The sequence below is a fragment of the Staphylococcus sp. 17KM0847 genome, from assembly GCF_013463155.1.
In the GTDB taxonomy this organism is placed as follows: domain Bacteria; phylum Bacillota; class Bacilli; order Staphylococcales; family Staphylococcaceae; genus Staphylococcus.
Window position 1 is genome coordinate 1,263,048 of the sequence record NZ_CP040781.1, and the last position, 19,702, is coordinate 1,282,749.

The following is a 19,702-nucleotide window of genomic DNA, read 5'->3' on the forward strand; positions in this document are numbered from 1 at the left end:
TCACTTCCTCTTCATCAGTAATTTCATGTCAGTATCTATCCTTTCTGAATGTACAATTTCAAAGTTCATCAATTGATCAAGGGGTGTCGTCCAATCTGTTTGATAATATTGATATTTTCCTTGACCACCTATGATTTTCGGGGCTAAATATAGGATGAAGTTTGTAGTATAATGTGAAGCTAAAAATTGTGAAGTTAGCCGTGGACCTGCCTCAACAAGTACGCGACCAAAGCCTTTTTTGTATAAATCTTGTAATACTGTACCTACTTCAGTATCAGGCATATGTACCACGTGAACGTGCGCATATGGTGCTACTAAATTTGGATTAGATGTGTAAATATATACTGGTGCAAGATGATCATGAAATAGTGTAGCCTCCCAATTCACTTGACCCGAATCCGTTAAAATAGCACGTGCAGGTTGACGCCCATCAAATGAACGTACTGTCAAACTCGGATTATCTGTTGACAACGTACCATTTCCAGTCAAAATAACATCATGCATATGACGCAAACGGAAAACATCTGATTTGACTGCTTTAGACGTAATCCACTGGCTTTCTCGATCATCTGTTGCTTGTTTACCATCGATACTTGCACTGACTTTTACGGTTACAATAGGGACTGCTTCTGTTTTACTCTCAAAGAAAGGCTCATATAACCGTAATGCACGTGAGTGAGGTACATACGCTACATCTATGCCTGCACGTGTCATCATCTCATGACCCGTTGAATGTAATGTAATATCTTTTGCCGCATAGACGACCTTAGCCACTCCGGTATCAATAATACGTTGTGCACAAGGCGGTGTCGCACCATAATGTGAACACGGTTCAAGTGAAACATACATCGTTGCACCGTTTACCTGTTCTGCTCCAGCCATATCAATAGCTTGTATCTCGGCATGTTTATCACCTTTTTTTAAGTGTGCACCTATACCAATAATATGACCTTCTTTTACAATAACAGCACCAACAGGCGGATTAACACCTGTTTGACCTTCTACCATTTCTGCGAGTTGCACAGCATAATCTATATAGTTATTCATATCATCACCTCAAATCTATCAACAAAAAACCACTCGCTTTATAAAGTTCGAGTGGTCGGATGTATTCATATCATCTATTATTCTAAATAGACGCTTTTCAGCAATTTTCCCATCAACAAATAAGCCATACATATCCTTTTTATGATGTACTGTATTGCAATGGTTGATTGATGATTCTTCCTCCCATCCAGACTTTAACTGTCGGCTCCAGATTCTCACTGGATCAGCCGTAGTCAACATTACTGTCCACTACGGGTCGCAGGCTTTACTTACTGCCGGTTGGGATTTTCACCCTGCCCCGAAAGAATATCACTATGAAATTGTTTGAGATTCAAGATACAAGAAAAAGTATGCGTCATTCAATAATATACGATACTTTTCTCATTAAGAATAACGCATTTATACTGTAAAAACAATGCATTTGCAATATAGCCCTATCAATCACTTATATTATTTATAATATATGGGCTCAAAAGGTCCCATCATTGTTGCTCTAAAATCTGTTGTTCTTCATAAACTTCATACAAATGTTTAACAGATTTGACTGCTTGTTGAACAATCATCGTGACACCGTTGCGCTCAAAATTCACACCATTAGTTATCTGACCCATTGCACGCATATTCGGTACCGTACCATAGAGCGGACTGATTACTTCATTCGTAGCAGGTACAATCTGAATACCACCAATAGGATGGGCTTGAATAATTTGTCTATCCGCAAGATCTAACAATAAAGAATCATCACTATCAAGCTCTTCTAATCTTTTTTTGGGTCCCGTTGCATTGATAACGACATCAACATCTCGTTGTGGTGTTGTGTCATCAAACTCTAAATGATAACGCCCCTCTTTATGATACACATTATTCAAATGACTATTAATTGTTAAACGACCGGTACTTAATGCATCGAGAATCAGTTGAGCTGTATCTTGTGGCATAGGGTTTGTATTTTCTTTCATATAAACATGATAGGTTGTCAGGTATGTTTTCTGATCTTCACGACTCAAACTATTCCAAATCCAATCCATATTATCTTTAATTGCCATCAACACACTTTGCAATGCACCTACTGATTGCGCATGAACTAAGTCATAATTTAAATCTGTCACAATGTCTCCAGTACGACGAGCAAGCAAAGTTTCTAATGGAATGTGTAATTCTCGACATTCTAAACGAAAAAGTTCGATGACTTTTTCAAGTGGAACAACACCCATATACATGCGTTTCATATAATCAAAGTTTTCCATCGTAATATGTTTGAGCTTCACATCAATCATATCCCCTCGGACACTTGGCATCTTGCCACTACGACTTGCTATTGTAAGTGGTTGCTCATGGTGATTGAGTACAAAACGTATCACGTCTAAACTTGCAAGTCCTGTCCCAATCACTGCAATTGATGCATTTTCCGAAACATGATCTAATGTTTGACAAGCTGGATAAGGTGACTGAATGTAGTTAGGTTTACCTTTTAAACGATAGGGGTCATTATAGGACATTGTACCGATAGTCAAAAAGACATAATCATACTTGTCACACTTTGTAATATCTTCTTCTGTGCATACAATCATTTTTTTAGGAATAAGTACATCTTCTTCCTCTTCTATCGTTAAATGTTTGACCTCTTTAGGGATAACATGGATGTTGTCATATTGTTCAATAAAATACGCTAAGTAACTTTTCATATAGCGTCCAAATACGAAACGAGGTAAGTATTTTGTGTTGCCATAATCAAATTCGTTTTGTGCTTCATACCACTCTCGAAATTCTAATGTATGATCAATATTGAGTGATAACATATCCGTTGGCACGTTGAGTAATAAGTCATCGCTATCATCTTGAAACGGCTTACCTTGCCCCATGTTTTCTTGATTATCATAAATATCGACAGTTAACGACTGAAAAGCTTCATGCTTCACCAACTGTCTTAATACACTAACACCTGCAGTCCCCATACCGATAATTGCTACTTTCACTTTTCATCACCTTCATTACATTAATATCGTTGTTTATTTACCCATCTCTATTAAATTTATTACATTTAATTTCAACAAATTCGTGACATCCATCACTACATATCATGTTATACTGTGAATATATTAAGGGGGATTGATGTCATGAAACGTATCGCTAAAGTACTTATTTCTGTTGTTATTCTCTTTTTTGCGCTTAGTCATAAAAATAAAGCACAGTAATGCAAGTTTTGCATTACTGTGCTTTATTTTTATACTCTATAAGGTCGGTATATTTTAGTAGTTATGACCATCTTTATGTTTTTCATCATCTTTGTAAACATACCAATTAAAATACTTACCTTCTGTTTTAATATCTCTATAAAAGTCTGCGATAATCGTCGCATTACTTTTCGCCCAATTGATGTCTGTTGCATATTGATGTTCACCCGGATCTTTTGGATTCCAGCGCATACTATACAATGTATTTTGGTCTGGATGAGATAGATAGTGATCGTGAATAAACTTTGCACCACCATTAATGGCCTTTTCTGGAGTGTCCCAACCTTTTTTCTTAGCATATTTTGCACCTGTTTGAATGGGATCCTCATCAAGTGCACCCACACCATAAAAGTTATAGTATTTTTTTCCGTCAATTTCAACACCATTAGATAATTCTGACATAACAGAACCTGTTTCCAATAACGCATGTGAAATTAAATAGACTTCATTAACGTGTTGCTCTTTTGCCGCTTTTAAAAAGTCATCTGTATGATTCAATAATGTTGGATAATCATACAACATACGTTTAATTCTGTTTTTATCAATACCTTGATACTTTGATAAATCTAAAAACTGATACTTTTGACGTTTATCATCCATAAATACAGAGCTATCCATTGCATTTCTAATTTCTGAATCAGATGCATCTCGCCAATTCGTATGATCTTTATTAGAAACTTGTTGACTCGTATAATTATCAATTTGCTTTTTTGCTGCTGCATTGAGTGTTACATCTAATTTTTCAACAGATTCTACTTGATTGACAGATTCAAAAAAAATCTGATCTTTAATCATATTAAAAAAGATGACACCTGCACAAACAGTTAGAATGAACAGTCCAACGATGGCAATCATCGAACTTTTATTGTGCTGCTTCATAAACACACCTCTTCAGAATATTATTATTTCTGATTTTCTACGCTTGAGTACAAATTTTACCACCATCTCTCACTTTGTACAATTCGATTCAACGCTTGTCACACATTCATAAATAAACAGTAATATAGGTGTAACCTTTAGCCATCAAAAAATAAACATACAAAGTACTTTAAAATCAATCGGTAATTCTTCTATTAGAGTTTGTAACATTACTCTTGTCTATAATCCATCATAATAAAGCTGACAGCTTGTGAACGATTTTTATAATAATAAGGCGTTAAATTGACCTTACCTTCCATTTCTCCATCGCGGTACATCATTTCTTTTTCTATATTGTTGATCATTATAAACTGTGCACGTCCTCGAATTTTATCCAAGTCATGATTACGTGCAAAAAAATGTTCTAAATTTAAATGTTCATAATCCATACCTTCTCCATCTCCCCTGCTCAAATTTCCACAAAAAATGTTCAATGTATTCCACTTTGACATTATTTTATCTTTATTTTAACTTACATTCGTGTATATCACAGACAATTAAACTTAAAATATCACACATTTATTGATGCGACAATCCTCAAACTATGTTACAAGTAAGTTGACCGGTCAACTTATAATTGAAAGGAGCACATATTTATGGACTTCAATAAAGTGTATGCTAACTATTATAAACTTATCCACTTTTTACTACACCGTAATCGCATCTGTTATAATTATGATGAGTATTTTCAGCTTTTGCTTATTAAGATGTGGCTATTATCACAACAATATGATACCTCTTATTCAATACCTTTACACCAATTCCTCATATACCGACTCAAGTTTTATCTGATTGATTTAATACGCAAGAATACTTGTCTTCCCGAACATTATACAATCGATCTTATTGATACATCACACCTGTTTATTTACAATGATGATTTACTATTGTCTATTCAGGAATGGATCTTATTGTTACCGTTTACTCACCGTCAATGGTTTGATTTATATCTTCAAGGCTATACACAAAAGGAGATAGCAGCAAAGATCAATCGCTCTACAACTTCAATTAAAAAATATAAAAAAGAGACACTTGCTGCCCTCTATCAATCCCATTTTGCAGAAGATTAGGAGGACTGCACATGTCACACTATTTACACGGCGCTTTTGAATCTCTTATGTACATCAAAAGTTCTAATAAGCCTAATTACCGTTTTGATATTCATTGTACAACACATCATTATTCTATTCATTTGACCCTATCAGATATTTTACAACATATTTTAAATGCACATCACAAACATCTAAAAACACAGCAGCAATACGCTTATGAATTGCTCAACACCTATCATCTTGTTCCCATTTATGTCACATCTCAACTTGTACTTTGCCCACTTCAATCTCGGCGTGCATCACTCCAATATTACATCAATATGAGCCAAGTCGTTGGTATGTCTTCACAAAATACAGATACCATTATCTTTTTCCCACATAATGAAAGCTTGATTGTGCCCTATCCTTTTTTATTTTGTGTAAAAAAGTGGAAATCCGCTCAAACACTTATACATTTAATGGAAAACTAGTGAACTTTATTCAATTTGTAATCAATTAATCGCTTTGTAAAATAAGCATTTGTGCGTTTCATCATCCATAATGCTAAGAACATAAGTACAATACCACCTAGTAATGCAGCTATAACAACTATAGTAGATAACATCACTTGTGGCTGTAAAAAGTAATTAACAGCACTTAAACTTAGCAACATCCCCGTAATAAATAATCCTAATAAAATAATGTTACTCATCAATAAACCAAATAAACTTACAAATAAATGCCGTGTATCGACGACGCGAGATTTAAATACATGATTTTGTAAATAATGTGTTACAAAACGTCCAGGGGTTTTAAATGTCTTTTGGAGTTCATCAAAAGTATCATTCGTCAAAATAGACTGTAAATGCATTTTTTCACGTTTATTCAAATACCATAACTGTTTTTCCACTTTATACTTAAAAACTTTCTTTTCCATACAGCGCTCCTTTATTTATATTTCATATTAAAAGGGCTAAAAAATCACTCTAGCCCTTGTCACCAATCACGATACTTTATTCATCTATTATAATATACTTAGTCCTGATGATTGAATGTCTTTCGCAAAACCTTTAACTGTATCAACGGACAACGCATTAATATCACGACCAATGTTTGATACTTTTTTCACAACATCTGCGGGACACGTAATAATATCTGCTCCAATTTCATCTGCTTGAATAACATTAAATAATTCACGGCAGCTTGCCCATAGTAATTGTACACCTTTTTTACTATGTGTAACTTGGACAGCCTCTTTCATTAAAGGTAATGGATCCACACCCGTATCAGCAATACGCCCTGCAAATACTGAAACATATGTCTCAACACCTTCAGTTACTGCATTTGTAATGGCTTGAACTTGCTCAATCGTATACACAGCTGTGACATTGAGTTTTACACCTTGTGCTGATAGCTTTTCAATCAATGGTAGCATAGATTCACCTTTCGTATTAACAATTGGAATTTTCACGAAAATATTTTCTCCAAACTGTTCAATAATTTGTGCCTCTTTTTCCATTGTTTCCATATCATCTCCAAAGACTTCAAAAGAGATCGATGCATCAGGAATCGCTCGAACAACCTCTTGTGCAAATACTTTATAATCTTTTACACCTGCTTTTGCCATCAAACTTGGATTTGTTGTAAAACCATCCACTTCTTTATTTTGATATGCTTTTTTCATTTGTTCGATGTCTGCTCCATCAGCAAACACTTTAACTTGTAATCCAGCCATAACAATAGCCTCCTCGTTGTATGTATTCTATTTAAAGTTATAACATTTTTAGTCAACTAAAGGCTATTTAAAAGCTTGCTGTTTATATAAAACATAGTACAGTATTTCTTATCTCCTCAAAAATGTGCTATGATTACTATCGATAATTAAAGGAGGCTTCTATCATGTCAAAGTCGAAAAAGTATTTTTATTTATCTCTACTCCTCATACTTTTAAGCTTTTATTTCAACACAAAAAATACATTTCTAAATCATCAATTAGGTTCTATTATTAACATCATTATATTTTGTAGTGTTGTCAATGCAGTTATTTTAATTATTGCGACAATATTTGCTGATAAAGCTATTAAACATTTGCCTGAAAAATACAGCTGGATTCATCCTGCTGCTAAGTTGCTTCCATTACTTCTATTAATTGTAATAAGTTTGCATATTATCGCCTCTCTCTTTACATTTGGTATTTTATAATGATATCCCTTTCGATTTGGAGGAAAACGATGCCCTATTTCACCATCTTTATCGGTGGAAGTATAGGTGCAATATTGCGTTATATTTTTTCATTACTCCCTACTTGGTATGAGCTACCTGTTGGGACATTAATTGCAAACTTTGTAGGAGCATATTATATGGGGTATCTCTTCGCTCGACGTATCCCCTTATTTGACCGACTCCCTTGTCTTAAAAAAGCGATCACTACGGGTCTATTAGGTGCCCTTACAACCTTTTCTACATTTCAATATGAGTTGCTCTATCTTTTCACATCTGGTTCATGGCTTACCTTTATATGCTATGCTGTATTCAGCTATTTAGGGGGACTTACTTTCTGTTATATCGGTTATCGCTTAGGAGGACAATAAGCTATGATATTATTATGGATTGCTATTGGTGGTGGATTAGGTGCTGTTATACGTGCTGTAATTGCAAATGTATTACAACCTTTTCACTTTCCATACGCTACTTTAATCGTAAATCTATTAGGCAGTGGAAGTATTGGCTTTTTGAGTGGCTTATTCATGATTCATTCATCACTTCATAACTTTATGATTATCGGCTTTTTAGGTGGGTTTACGACTTTTTCCACATTACAACTTGAGCTATTACAGATGATTCTAAATAAACAATGGTTTCTTTTTTATAGTTACACATGCTTACAATACGTGCTATGCTTTATCTTTTGTTATATAGGTACCCTGTTCTAACAGACAAGAATCCCTTATATGCCGAATAAACTCGGACATATAAGGGATTCATTTAATTGAATGACTCTATTTCTTCCATAATTGCTTGCAACTCATTAACATCATATTGAATACGACCATGAAAAACATATTTATTAAAAAACTCATTAAGTTGCTCAGGTCCTACAAGTACTTTTGTCGTACTTTGCGGTCCGTGATTAGAAATTGTAATATCACCATCATGCTTAGGATTGAAATATAAAATTGGTGTAGGCATATATTTATTACCAAGCTGACGCTGCAATTGTGTCGCTAATTTTTCAAGATTTTCGATATGTGCTGTATAGTCAATGATAGATAGACTATGTTGATCACTATCCGCTTCATCTAATACAAGCGTTTGTGGTCTTTTCGCATCTAAATCTAAAGTTTTAAATACTTTTTGCATCATTGGATTCTCATCAAATGATGCGCCGCTTATACCTTGATAAACATGACCTTTTAACATTTGTGAATCAATAATGTATAGACCTGTTCGTGTTAAAACGAGATGACTCATACGTGTAACCTCTTCTAAATCATGAACTGGCATAAAAATGTTTGCCATAATGTGCATATCTTCAGGTCTAATACGCTTTTCTTTTACTAAGCGTTCACGAATACCTAACAATCTCATATCGGTCACGTATTCACTACTATTTTTAGAGAATACTTTAAGTGCATCAATTTCTCTATTTTTTGAAGACACCATTGTTTCGTAATCTTCTTTATGCTTTGTTTCGACTTTTTTCTTTTCAATGCGTACTTTTTCAAGTGCTTCTTGATGCGACTGTGTTAACTTTTCTTCTTTCGCTTGATATTGTTCTTTATATTTTTGTTTTGCCTTTTTCTTACTTTTCAATGCAACTAAAAACAATATAAAACATAGCAGCGCAACCCCTATCGCAACGCATAAGCCAATTTCCATTGGACCAAACTGTGTCATTTTACAAAAACCTTCCTTTATCAAACTTTTATAAACTTAACACTATCATAAGACATAAGAAGTGATGATTCCAAATTTAAAGATAAGATACAGACAAAACTTTGCTATCTTCAAGCCCTTCTATCTATTTGTCCTTATCTCTTACTGTCAACCTCTTGCCAATCATGAGAGTCTAAGACTGATGTGCTGCAACAGCTTCCTTTAGTACATCTATTTTATCTGTATTTTCCCATGGTAATGCAACATCTGTACGTCCAAAATGACCATAAGCAGCTGTCTGCTTATAAATTGGACGTTGTAAGTCTAACATCTTAATAATACCTGCTGGACGTAAATCAAAATGTTCACGCACTGCTTGAATAAGGATTGCTTCAGATACTTTACCTGTACCAAATGTATCGATTGCAATGGATACTGGCTGTGCAACACCAATCGCATAAGCAAGTTGAACTTCACATTTTTCTGCAAAACCTGCTGCAACAATATTTTTAGCCACGTAACGTGCAGCATAAGCAGCTGAGCGATCTACTTTTGTAGGATCTTTACCTGAGAATGCACCACCACCATGACGTGCATAGCCTCCATAAGTATCTACAATAATCTTGCGTCCTGTCAGACCTGCATCTCCTTGAGGTCCACCAATAACAAAACGCCCTGTCGGATTAATGAAAAACTTTGTATCGTCATCCAGCAATTGCGTATCAACAATTGGATAAATAACATGCTCTTTAATATCACGTTGAATTTTATCAAGTTCGACTTCTTCATGATGCTGTGTAGAGATAACGATAGTATCAATACGCTTAGGATGATCTTGTTCATCATATTCCACAGTAACTTGTACTTTACCATCGGGACGTAAGTAATCTAAAGTACCATCTTTACGCACATCTGTTAAACGTTTAGATAATTGATGTGATAAATCAATAGGAAGTGGCATATAGGACGCTGTTTCGTTCGTTGCATAGCCGAACATTAAACCTTGATCTCCTGCTCCAATATTTAACACTTCATCACTATTTGCATCTCGATATTCTAAAGCACGGTCTACACCTTGCGCAATATCTGGAGACTGTTCATCAATGGCAGTAAGTACAGACATCGTTTTATAATCGTAACCATATTTTGCACGTGTATATCCAATTTGTTTCACTGTCTCTCGCACAACTTTAGGAATATCAACATAAGTAGAAGTAGAAATTTCTCCAGCAATCAATGCCATTCCTGTGGTTACTGTTGTCTCACAAGCAACACGAGCATGCTGATCTCCTTTTAAAATTTCATCTAATATAGCATCCGAAATCTGATCTGCAATTTTATCCGGATGACCCTCAGTAACAGACTCTGAAGTGAATAACCTTTTGTTATAAGTCATAATATGCTCCTTTAAAAATAGATTACGAACACTCTCTTTATCTGAGCTCAAATAAAAAGAGCCTTTCACAACTACTACACATAGAGTGAAGGCTCAACGTCCATTCGCTCTTATCGTTCAGACATAGACGTCTGCAAACGGTTTGGCACCTTTCTTCGTCAAAAGAGGTTGCTGGGTTTCATTGGGTCCATGTCCCTCCACCACTCAGGATAAGAGAATCCGTTGTTCCTATATTACCTAAATTTAATGTTTGTGTCAATTTACAAACGATAATCTCTTTCACTTCATATTTTATAACAATGAAATAGTATGACTTATTTATGATAAGGTGCTATACGGTAAAATTTTTAATAATGATATACTCACAACACCCTATAAATACTTTTAAAATGACTCTCTATCTATTTATATCATTTATATTCTAACATCATATAATGACTTATAATAATATGTAATAAAAGTAGGTTTTTCCTATATTTTTTCTGATTTTTTATGGGGATTCTAACATGAATATGTTATACTTTTTAATTGTAAAGGCTTACATTAAATTAATGAATTAACAATTTGGAGGGATTCATCATGTCATTTGATACAAGCGCACTGAATGCATTAATTGACAAACCTACATCACACTTTCAACTTACTAAAACTGAACTTTATAACAAAATCTTAAAACGCGATGAAGCAGAACTTACACAGCTTGGAGCAATCAACGCAAAAACTGGAGAATATACGGGGCGTTCTCCTAAAGATAAATTTATCGTCGATAATCCGCAAGTTAAAGATGATATTGATTGGGGTTCAGTCAATCAACCCATCTCAGAAGATAAATTTTTAAACTTATATCATCAAGTGCTTGAATATTTAGATGCCAAAGAAGAAGTCTTTGTATTCAATGGCTATGCAGGTAGTGATAAAGACTCTCAACTTAAACTAACAGTTGTCAATGAGTTGGCATGGCACAATCTATTTGCACAAAATATGTTTATTCGACCAAGCTCAAAAGAAGAAGCTTCAAAAATCAAAGCCGACTTTACAATCATTTCTGCACCAACATTTAAGGCTGATCCTGAAAAAGATGGTACACGTTCAGAAACTTTTATCATTGTATCGTTCAAACATAAAACAGTTTTAATCGGTGGTACAGAATACGCAGGTGAAATGAAGAAATCCATATTCTCTGTGATGAATTACCTCTTACCAAAACGCAATATTATGAGTATGCATTGTTCCGCTAATGTAGGACGTAAAGGGGATGTCGCATTATTCTTTGGTTTATCTGGTACAGGTAAAACGACCTTATCAGCTGACCCTGACCGTAAGCTCATCGGTGACGACGAACACGGTTGGAATGAAAATGGTGTCTTTAATATTGAAGGCGGCTGTTATGCAAAAGCAATCAATCTATCAGCAGAAAAAGAGCCTCAAATTTTCGATGCAATTCGTTACGGTACAGTATTAGAAAACTTAGCTGTTGATGAACATGGCTACATTGACTTTGATGACAATAAATATACTGAGAACACACGTGCTGCTTACCCAATTGATCATATTGATAATATTGTTGTACCTTCAAAAGCATCACATCCAAATACAATCATTTTCTTAACAGCAGATGCATTCGGTGTGTTGCCACCTATCTCTAAATTAAGTAAAGATCAAGCGATGTATCACTTCTTGAGTGGTTTTACATCTAAACTTGCTGGTACTGAACGTGGTATCACCGAGCCACAACCTTCATTTTCTACATGTTTCGGTGCACCATTCCTACCATTAAATGCTAAAGTCTACGCAGACTTACTTGGTGAATTAATCGATAAGCATGAAGTAGATGTTTATCTCGTTAATACTGGCTGGACTGGTGGTGTATATGGTACGGGCAATCGTATCGAATTAAAATATACACGTAAAATGGTAAATAGTGCCATTAGCGGTGCATTAAAAAATGCAACATTTGAAGAAGATGACATTTTTGGTTTAAGTATTCCAACAGAAATTGAAGGCGTTCCTACAACAATCTTGCAACCTAAAAATGCATGGAGCAATAAAGCTGCTTACGATCAACAAGCAAAGGATTTAATTGATCGCTTCCGTGATAACTTCAAAAAGTTTGGTGAAGCTACACAACAATTACAACAAACAGGTGGCTTTAAAGGCTAGCTAATAAAAAAGAGATGTATGCAATTAAATTTGCATCGCATCTCTTTTTTTATCATTTTCAACACTATCCATCCATTGATTAATATATTGCAAAACATCATCCATTGCATATGGTCTTGGTACGTGACCTTCTAACATTTGATAATATGTATCATAGTATGCATGTACCGTTTTTAAATATTCCTCTAAATGATACGCTTGATGTATATTTACTTGTTTATCTCGCCCTCCATGTATAATTAATATAGGCGGTGATTGTGCATGAATATAGCGCAATGCTTCCCTCTGTTCATACGCTATCGGATGTTTCTTAGGGTGACCGATCATTCGCCTTAACATTCCTCTCAGATCACTACGTTCCTCATACATCAACCGAATATCTGTTACACCACCCCAAATAATATAGCTATCTGCTTGCACTTTTTGAAATGTTAGTAACCCCTGAATTCCACCACGAGAAAAACCAATCAAATGTACAGATGCCTCAGGATACATATTTTTTAATATTTTCACAGCACGAATCACATCTAACAAATCTGCACCTGCAAACTCATCATGTCCTTCACTTCCGTTGTTTCCTCTGTAATAAGGAGCAAACACTAGTGTCCTATCATGGACAAATTGCAATAAACGTCCCAAACGCACACGTCCTACTTGTCCTTTACCTCCACGTAAATAAACTACAATACGCTGAACAGATTGAAAAGGTGTAACCATCAATCCACGTACAATAAGTTCATTCACATTATATTGTACCTCTTCAACATAATGTGTCCGTAAATCCGCTGGCATACGCTTTGTATTAATAAAAACCAAGCTCAGTCATCCTTTCCACACATTGCAATACTGCTGGATCATCTAATAACACACTACGTTGATCCACAGGAATATCTTCTATATTACGAACGAATACTGGACCTTTTGTTTCCAAGTAGTCTGATTTAACTTCAATATGATCTACAATGACTACATATACATCCTTCGTAAATGGTACAGGTTTCGCATCAACTGTATATTGAGCAATAAAGTAAGCCATCTCTATTTGTGCGCCCGTTTCTTCGAATAATTCTCTACGCAGTGCAACTTCACTCGTTTCTCCAGCTTCACACTTCCCCCCGGGAAACTCTATGCCACGCTCGCAGTGCTGTGTTAGTACGAGCTGATTTTGATATATTGGCAATGCTAATACGTGCTGCCCGTTTCGTATATCCTGTTCTGCACGAAAGGTGAGGCTCACTTTTTGATTGGCAGTATCTAAATACTCCACAACATCTTCTCCCTTCATTTTATGATACAATGACTTTACTTACTCAATAAGGAGTGTGCAATATGAAGTCATTATTTATCAAATGTATTCGATTTTACCAGCGCTTTATTTCACCACTTACCCCTCCATCTTGTCGCTTTTATCCAACATGTTCGAATTATGCTATTGAGGCAATTCAAATATATGGTATATTCAAAGGGAGCTGGCTTAGTCTTAAACGTATTTTAAAATGTCATCCTTTTCATAAGGGAGGATTTGATCCGGTTCCATTAAAACACAACAAACCCCCTCGTCATTAATTGAGTCGTTCCGTATTGACAATAGGGGGTTCAAAATATAACTTATCCCCCTCTAGCCAACCTGTATTGTCTACAATATCCTCTATAAAGTAATAACCTGTTGGTGTGATATCTCCAGCATAATCACCTTTTTGACTCAATAATGCTGTAAAATACCGACTCAAACCACATTCATACATCCCACCAATAACGACTGAAACATCATATGCTCGTAATAGATCTATCAACTCTAAAGCACGATCAATCCCACCTAAACGAAACGGTTTGACAATAACAACACGAATATCATACCGGCTTAAAGCCTCTAAAATCGTCTGCTGATCTGTTGCGTGCTCATCGATTGCAATAGACGGCATCTTTTCCGAATATTCATACTGATCAAGACTCTCGAATGGTTCTTCGATATATGCCAAATTATAGTGTTTCAGTGCCTCAAGTAAGCCTTTATCTTTCGTACTCAGTGTTTGATTTGCATCAGTAGATATCGGGATATGAGGATACATTGTAGTTAACATCTTAACTTGTTCAACGATGTTGGCATTCCATTTAATTTTAATACGCCCTGCTCGATCTAAGCGCATCAATCGATGTTCCATATCACCATTAATTGTCAAAGTCATCGGAATATCAAATGTCGGTAATTGATGAAACATTTGATACATTGCCATAACCATTGTTGCTCGTGCTGCTGGTGTTTCATTCAAATCATCCAATAACTCCTGTGCCGCCTTAAAATTAGCTATCTCTCTTCCTCTAATCTTTTCAAACCACTGGCTCAACACGTGTTTGACCGTATCAATTGTTTCAAAGTGATACCAATCTGTCTCAAAGGCATTACATTCCCCAAACCACTCTTTACCCTTTTCATCAACAGTACCAATAAATAATGTTTCACGCTTTTCCATTATGACTTTAGGCGTTTGTATTTTATGTTTGAAAACAGGAGCATAATGGTAAAAGTGTAACTCTAATAACTTCATTGCTAATCTCCATTCAACAACTGTCTTTTTAACTTACCTGTACTTGTATAAGGTAGCTTCGTCACATATTGTATATCTACTGGTAATTTATACTTTGCGAGACGCTCGCTTAAAAACTCCCAAATATCTTCAATACATTCTTGTGCTACTAAATACAAAAATGGGCGCTGTCCCCAATATTCATCATAAATCCCTACACACATCGCATCGATAACTGCTGGATGTTGTTTGGCAATCCGCTCAATTTCATTTGGATAAATATTTTCACCACCGCTGATTATCAAATCTTTACGTCTATCATGAATCACAACATATCCTTGATGATCGATGCTTGCGATATCTCCAGTTTTAAAATACCCCTCTGCATCAAAACATCCTGGTACATCACTGGGATATAAATAACCATTCATCACGTTATCCCCTCTTACACACAACTCTCCGTGACCTTGTGCATTCGGTGCTATAACTTTCAATTGATTATGCTGACTCACACGTCCGACTGTTTCAGGATGTGATGCTAACATATTCGGATGTGCTGTTAAAAACTGTGAACAAGTCTCTGTCATACCAAATGAATTATATATTGGTAAGTGATATGATAAAGCCTGCTCAACAAACTTTTTCTCTAATTTTGCACCACCAAGTAATACTTTTTCCAAATGATATGGCTTTGTCAAACCTGCATACATCAGACGTTGTAACGTAAGTGGAACTAAAGAAATATGTGTGATATGTTGTTGCTGTAACGCATTAAGCACGCGCACTTCATCAAACTTATCCATTAAAAATAAAGTAAAACCATATAATACGCTACGAATAACAATACTCAATCCAGAAATATGATAAATGGGTAAAACGACTAACCAGCGGGAGGTTTTATCAAATCCTAAACTGACTTTGCAACTTTCAGCACTAGCACGATGGTTTTTAAATGTTTGCGGTACTGCCTTTTGAGATCCTGTTGTCCCAGAAGTAAACATAATCGAAGCAATATCAGTCTCATGAAATGTAGTAGAAGGTATAAGCCGATGCACAAATGGTATGTCATCACATGTTATACAAGTTAGATGGGTCATTTGTATTTGATGACATCTCAATCGATAACGCTCTGTTACAACAACTGTCCGAACATGGATGGATTGCATTTGTGCACGTATCTCTTCATCTGTTAAACGATTATTAATCAATGCTATCTCAATGCCATATAGCCATGCACCATGTATCAGTGCTAATGCTTCTACTGAATTATCAACCAGTAATCCTATTCGTCGGTCTTTAAGCGCCTTTAAACGTGTGCCATAATTTTGGGCAAGTACATACAACTGTTGAAATGTTAAACGTCGTGATGCTGTTTCTATCGCGATTGCTTCCGGTTGTTGTTGTACTTGTTTTACCAGCCAATGTTCCATGCTGATACCTCCTCATAAATACTCAATTCTTATTATAGCTATATTTAGTAGCAAATGCATTGTTAGCGTTTTAACCTTTAATATAAAAGTACTTTTAATGGTGTTTATCTGCATAACGATAAAGACCGGAAATCGAATAAAAATCTTAATGACTACAAAGATTTTATGATCCGATTCCGGTCATGCGCCTATATTTAATAAATTATAAACTCAAGTATCTATCCCAAAATTTAATGTGTTTCTCCCATAACGAATCGTGCGTCTGTATCTCTTTCACCGATACTTTTAATAGCTGCTTCTAAGCCTACCGTTATCGTTTCGATAGACATTGCAGGCATATTTGTTTTATCAACAACTTGTTCTGGAATAAACGGCACGTGAATAAAACCATATTTTAAATCTGGGTATAATTTATCTGCTAAATAACCAAGTTGATATAAGATATGATTACAAACAAAGGTTCCTGCTGTATTAGATAACCTTGCAGGAATTCCACTTTTTTTAATGGCTGCTGTCATATGCTTTACAGGTAATGTTGAAAAGTATGCAGGTGCGCCATCTTGCTGTATCGGTTCATCAATAGGTTGATTTCCTTCATTATCAGCAATTCTCGCATCATCTAAATTAATTCCTACACGTTCTGGTGTGATCTCAAATCTCCCACCAGCCTGTCCAACCGCTAATACGGCATCATAATGTTGTTTTTTCAGTTGCTCCGCAATAACATCTTTTGACTTATGAAACACAGTCGGTATTTCGAGTGTTGTAATCGTATGCTCTCCGATCTTTCCAGGTAAACGTTTCACTGCTTCAAGTGCTGGATTCACCTTTTCTCCACCAAATGGATCGAATGCTGTAACTAAAATATTCATCACATGCCCTCCTTTTAAAATGCCCATACATACATCAATACAATGTGTACCCCAATTAATATCAATGCAACAGGTGCTTGTGCTTTAATAACCGAAAACTCACTTTTCATTTCTAATAGTGCAACAGGTAATGTATTAAAGTTTGCTGCCATAGGTGTCAATAACGTTCCACAAAAACCACCTGTCATTGCCAGTGCTCCCGCAATGACTGGATCTCCACCTTGTGCAATGACAAAAGGTATACCAATACTTGCTGTAATCACTGTAAACGCTGCAAATGCATTCCCCATTAACATCGTGAATAATACCATACCCAAAATATATGCAGTAGCTCCAATAAAGTGGTTATTATGTGGTAAAAATGATGAAATACCATTTGATATCACATCTCCAACGCCACTAACTGTAAATAATACACCTAATGCAGTTAAAAATTGAGGTAAAATACCCACCGTTCCTACTTGCTGTGTTAAACGGTCACTATCATATAAGATATATTTCATTTTAGGTTTAATTAAGAAATATGCAAAAATCACACCTACAACAGAGGCAACTCCTAATCCAATCGCTCCGCCAAATGGTGTCCAGTTCGATACGATAACTGCGACAACCGCCAGAACAATTGCGGGTAAAAAGAGTTTATTACCATATTTTTGTGCACCTTGCTCTCCTTCATTTTCAGTTACATCAACAATATTAATAATTTGAACTTGTTTGAACAAAGTGAGTACACCCATCCCTAAAATACACGCACCTGTTATAGCTTTAGGTATATACGGTCCAATCATAAAAGTTAACGCAAGTAAAAACCAAAATAATGCCGTGCCATATTTTTTAGGGTTTCCTGGAGCTTTTAATACACGTAGCGCCGTATACAACAGCTGTAATCCAATTAAAATATAGAAAAACTCAAGAATTTGATTTAACGTTTGTTCATTCATTATGATCCACCTGCCTATTGCTATATTTACGTTCTAAATATCTATCAAAATATATATTTTTAAGTGTGACGATCACTAAAGTTATTAGCGCAATAGGTACAGAAGCAAGCACCAAGCTAATAGCAGAAACTTCAATATTTAATGATTTGAACGTCCCCACCATTAATAAAATACCAGCTGATCCTACAAATAAATTTTGACCAAAAAAGTTCCCATAATTTTCCATTGCAGATGTTTCCGCCTTAATCTTCTCAACATCTTTTGAATCAACCTCTTCGTCACTCAAGTTAAAACGTGTTTTCAAAGCACCTTGTACCATTGGATTAATCAGTGGTCTGACAAACTGAGGATGTCCTCCAATTCTTATAGATGCTATACCTGCAATCTCTCTGATAAATAAATAAACCGTCATTAAACGCCCACTCGTAATTTCTTTTATATTCGTAATAAGCCGAGTTGCTTGTTTCTTCAAACCAAACCTTTCAATAAGTCCCACCATAGGTAATGTCAAAATAAAAAGTGTAACCAATCGATTCTCAATAAAAGCATCACCTAAAACTTCTAATAATTCGATAAAATTCATACCCGACACAAGACCTGTAACAACAGCTGCCGTCAAAATAACCGCAATGGTATCCACTTTAAACATAAAACCTAAAATAATAATGATAATACCTATTAACTTAATCCATTCCATAAAATCTCCCTCCCTTTTTGAATATGTTATAAAAATTTTTATTTTAGTTCAATATGTTTTTTAAATATTTTGAAAAATAAAATGAAAATAATGTTTTTTATAGCCTCCTTGTATATGACTAGAGCGGTCTAAATAGCATCTCTATTGATGTCAGTTCGCTCATTTGTATTATGTGCATATAATATAAGTGAGATAATCAATATGATGGATCATAATAATTACAAACAACGCAAATCTATTTAAACATAAAGCTCTGATAGAGTTTTTGATTTTTGTTTGAATAATTCATTAGGCAACATACGTTACATTCTATTAGACACACACATTGCTCATTTTTGTTACACGAAGGTGTATCAATATATTACATTTGATGGAAATGAAATTTGGTTCTGTTAAAGCATTTTCGGAAGATATAGGGTTAGCTTATACAACAGTTCGTTCTATATTAGAAAGAGGCGTTTTCAATGCTAAAGTTGAAAATGTACTTAAAATCTGCAAAGGGTTAAATATCAAACTAGAACAGATACTTGATTTTGAACAACCTGAACAAGACACTTTAGCTGCTCATCTTGAAG

Annotated in this window: 22 protein-coding genes, 2 pseudogenes and 2 riboswitches; of the genes and pseudogenes, 9 read left to right on the forward strand and 15 right to left on the reverse strand. The window is 35.2% G+C overall.

Features of this window, described 5'->3' with window-relative positions; all coding sequences use genetic code 11:
* The 4 genes from ribD to FGL66_RS06050 form a co-directional block, all read right to left on the reverse strand.
* Complete coding sequence (gene ribD / locus FGL66_RS06035; protein ID WP_180808986.1) at nt 1-1,047, reverse strand: bifunctional diaminohydroxyphosphoribosylaminopyrimidine deaminase/5-amino-6-(5-phosphoribosylamino)uracil reductase RibD; 1,047 nt, start codon at nt 1,045-1,047, stop codon at nt 1-3.
* Nucleotides 1,048-1,218: 171 nt separating this feature from the next.
* Nucleotides 1,219-1,357: riboswitch (FMN riboswitch) on the reverse strand.
* A 172-nt stretch (nt 1,358-1,529) separates the two neighbouring features.
* Nucleotides 1,530-3,023 carry an FAD/NAD(P)-binding protein gene (locus FGL66_RS06040; protein WP_180808987.1) on the reverse strand — a complete coding sequence of 498 codons (1,494 nt, stop codon included), beginning with the start codon at nt 3,021-3,023 and terminating at the stop codon, nt 1,530-1,532.
* 273 nt (nt 3,024-3,296) lie between these two features.
* Nucleotides 3,297-4,160, reverse strand: a complete 864-nt coding sequence (gene sagB / locus FGL66_RS06045; RefSeq protein ID WP_180808988.1) for a peptidoglycan release complex glucosaminidase SagB — start codon at nt 4,158-4,160, stop codon at nt 3,297-3,299.
* A 209-nt stretch (nt 4,161-4,369) separates the two neighbouring features.
* Nucleotides 4,370-4,588 carry a hypothetical protein gene (locus tag FGL66_RS06050; RefSeq protein WP_180808989.1) on the reverse strand — a complete coding sequence of 73 codons (219 nt, stop codon included), beginning with the start codon at nt 4,586-4,588 and terminating at the stop codon, nt 4,370-4,372.
* A gap of 207 nt (nt 4,589-4,795) precedes the next feature.
* Here FGL66_RS06050 and FGL66_RS06055 point away from each other — a divergent pair, with 207 nt between their 5' ends.
* Nucleotides 4,796-5,269, forward strand: coding sequence for a sigma-70 family RNA polymerase sigma factor (locus FGL66_RS06055; protein ID WP_180808990.1), 474 nt, complete (start codon nt 4,796-4,798; stop codon nt 5,267-5,269).
* 11 nt (nt 5,270-5,280) lie between these two features.
* Nucleotides 5,281-5,721 (forward strand): competence protein ComK, encoded by a 441-nt coding sequence (locus FGL66_RS06060; protein ID WP_180808991.1) that lies wholly within the window; start codon nt 5,281-5,283, stop codon nt 5,719-5,721.
* Here the strand turns inward: FGL66_RS06060 and FGL66_RS06065 are convergent.
* Together FGL66_RS06065 and FGL66_RS06070 are read right to left on the reverse strand one after the other, a co-directional pair.
* Nucleotides 5,718-6,167, reverse strand: coding sequence for a hypothetical protein (locus tag FGL66_RS06065; RefSeq protein WP_180808992.1), 450 nt, complete (start codon nt 6,165-6,167; stop codon nt 5,718-5,720). The two genes, FGL66_RS06060 and FGL66_RS06065, sit on opposite strands and share 4 nt — an antisense overlap.
* An 87-nt stretch (nt 6,168-6,254) precedes the next feature.
* Nucleotides 6,255-6,965 (reverse strand): transaldolase, encoded by a 711-nt coding sequence (locus FGL66_RS06070; RefSeq protein WP_180808993.1) that lies wholly within the window; start codon nt 6,963-6,965, stop codon nt 6,255-6,257.
* 164 nt (nt 6,966-7,129) lie between these two features.
* Between FGL66_RS06070 and FGL66_RS06075 the strand changes: the two genes are divergently transcribed.
* From FGL66_RS06075 to FGL66_RS06085, 3 genes are read left to right on the forward strand one after another with little or no spacing between them, the layout of a single operon-like run.
* The gene (locus tag FGL66_RS06075; protein WP_180808994.1) at nt 7,130-7,432 is read left to right on the forward strand and encodes a hypothetical protein; all 303 of its coding nucleotides are present in this window, start codon (nt 7,130-7,132) and stop codon (nt 7,430-7,432) included.
* Nucleotides 7,433-7,461: 29 nt separating this feature from the next.
* Nucleotides 7,462-7,821, forward strand: coding sequence for a fluoride efflux transporter CrcB (crcB, locus tag FGL66_RS06080; protein ID WP_180808995.1), 360 nt, complete (start codon nt 7,462-7,464; stop codon nt 7,819-7,821).
* Between the two features lie 3 nt (nt 7,822-7,824).
* A complete protein-coding gene (locus FGL66_RS06085) occupies nt 7,825-8,163 on the forward strand; it encodes a fluoride efflux transporter FluC (RefSeq protein ID WP_180808996.1) in 339 nt (112 codons plus the stop codon).
* A 52-nt stretch (nt 8,164-8,215) separates the two neighbouring features.
* Here the strand turns inward: FGL66_RS06085 and FGL66_RS06090 are convergent, their stop codons facing one another.
* Together FGL66_RS06090 and metK are read right to left on the reverse strand one after the other, a co-directional pair.
* A complete protein-coding gene (locus FGL66_RS06090; RefSeq protein ID WP_180808997.1) occupies nt 8,216-9,127 on the reverse strand; it encodes a hypothetical protein in 912 nt (303 codons plus the stop codon).
* 172 nt (nt 9,128-9,299) lie between these two features.
* Nucleotides 9,300-10,502, reverse strand: a complete 1,203-nt coding sequence (gene metK / locus FGL66_RS06095) for a methionine adenosyltransferase (protein WP_180808998.1) — start codon at nt 10,500-10,502, stop codon at nt 9,300-9,302.
* A gap of 107 nt (nt 10,503-10,609) precedes the next feature.
* Nucleotides 10,610-10,718: riboswitch (SAM riboswitch) on the reverse strand.
* Nucleotides 10,719-11,081: 363 nt separating this feature from the next.
* On the opposite strand from metK, the gene pckA reads away from it, so the two are divergent.
* On the forward strand, nt 11,082-12,662 hold the full coding sequence (pckA, locus tag FGL66_RS06100) for a phosphoenolpyruvate carboxykinase (ATP) (protein WP_180808999.1): 1,581 nt from the start codon (nt 11,082-11,084) through the stop codon (nt 12,660-12,662).
* A 24-nt stretch (nt 12,663-12,686) separates the two neighbouring features.
* Here the strand turns inward: pckA and FGL66_RS06105 are convergent, their stop codons facing one another.
* Both FGL66_RS06105 and ytkD read right to left on the reverse strand, forming a co-directional pair.
* Nucleotides 12,687-13,478 (reverse strand): alpha/beta hydrolase family protein, encoded by a 792-nt coding sequence (locus FGL66_RS06105; protein ID WP_180809000.1) that lies wholly within the window; start codon nt 13,476-13,478, stop codon nt 12,687-12,689.
* Complete coding sequence (gene ytkD, locus FGL66_RS06110) at nt 13,465-13,929, reverse strand: RNA deprotection pyrophosphohydrolase (protein WP_180809001.1); 465 nt, start codon at nt 13,927-13,929, stop codon at nt 13,465-13,467. Before ytkD ends, FGL66_RS06105 begins: the two co-directional genes overlap by 14 nt.
* A 62-nt stretch (nt 13,930-13,991) precedes the next feature.
* Here ytkD and yidD point away from each other — a divergent pair, with 62 nt between their 5' ends.
* On the forward strand, nt 13,992-14,228 hold the full coding sequence (yidD, locus tag FGL66_RS06115) for a membrane protein insertion efficiency factor YidD (protein WP_180809002.1): 237 nt from the start codon (nt 13,992-13,994) through the stop codon (nt 14,226-14,228).
* On the opposite strand, the gene menC is transcribed toward yidD, so the two are convergent.
* The 5 genes from menC to FGL66_RS06140 all read right to left on the reverse strand — a co-directional run bounded on the left by menC (nt 14,225) and on the right by FGL66_RS06140 (nt 19,127).
* Nucleotides 14,225-15,208: an o-succinylbenzoate synthase gene (gene menC / locus FGL66_RS06120; RefSeq protein WP_180809003.1), complete on the reverse strand. Its 984-nt coding sequence runs from the start codon at nt 15,206-15,208 to the stop codon at nt 14,225-14,227. The genes yidD and menC overlap by 4 nt on opposite strands.
* 2 nt (nt 15,209-15,210) lie before the next feature.
* Complete coding sequence (gene menE, locus FGL66_RS06125) at nt 15,211-16,617, reverse strand: o-succinylbenzoate--CoA ligase (protein WP_180809004.1); 1,407 nt, start codon at nt 16,615-16,617, stop codon at nt 15,211-15,213.
* Nucleotides 16,618-16,847: 230 nt separating this feature from the next.
* On the reverse strand, nt 16,848-17,489 hold the full coding sequence (gene pcp / locus FGL66_RS06130) for a pyroglutamyl-peptidase I (RefSeq protein WP_180809005.1): 642 nt from the start codon (nt 17,487-17,489) through the stop codon (nt 16,848-16,850).
* A gap of 14 nt (nt 17,490-17,503) precedes the next feature.
* Complete coding sequence (locus FGL66_RS06135) at nt 17,504-18,430, reverse strand: DUF979 domain-containing protein (RefSeq protein ID WP_180809006.1); 927 nt, start codon at nt 18,428-18,430, stop codon at nt 17,504-17,506.
* The gene (locus tag FGL66_RS06140) at nt 18,423-19,127 is read right to left on the reverse strand and encodes a DUF969 domain-containing protein (RefSeq protein WP_180809007.1); all 705 of its coding nucleotides are present in this window, start codon (nt 19,125-19,127) and stop codon (nt 18,423-18,425) included. Before FGL66_RS06140 ends, FGL66_RS06135 begins: the two co-directional genes overlap by 8 nt.
* 270 nt (nt 19,128-19,397) lie before the next feature.
* Between FGL66_RS06140 and FGL66_RS09790 the strand changes: the two are divergent.
* Nucleotides 19,398-19,492: pseudogene (locus FGL66_RS09790) on the forward strand (site-specific integrase); the annotation flags it as partial.
* Nucleotides 19,493-19,497: 5 nt separating this feature from the next.
* Nucleotides 19,498-19,686, forward strand: a pseudogene (locus FGL66_RS09875) (helix-turn-helix domain-containing protein); the annotation flags it as partial.
* Nucleotides 19,687-19,702 lie beyond the last annotated feature (16 nt).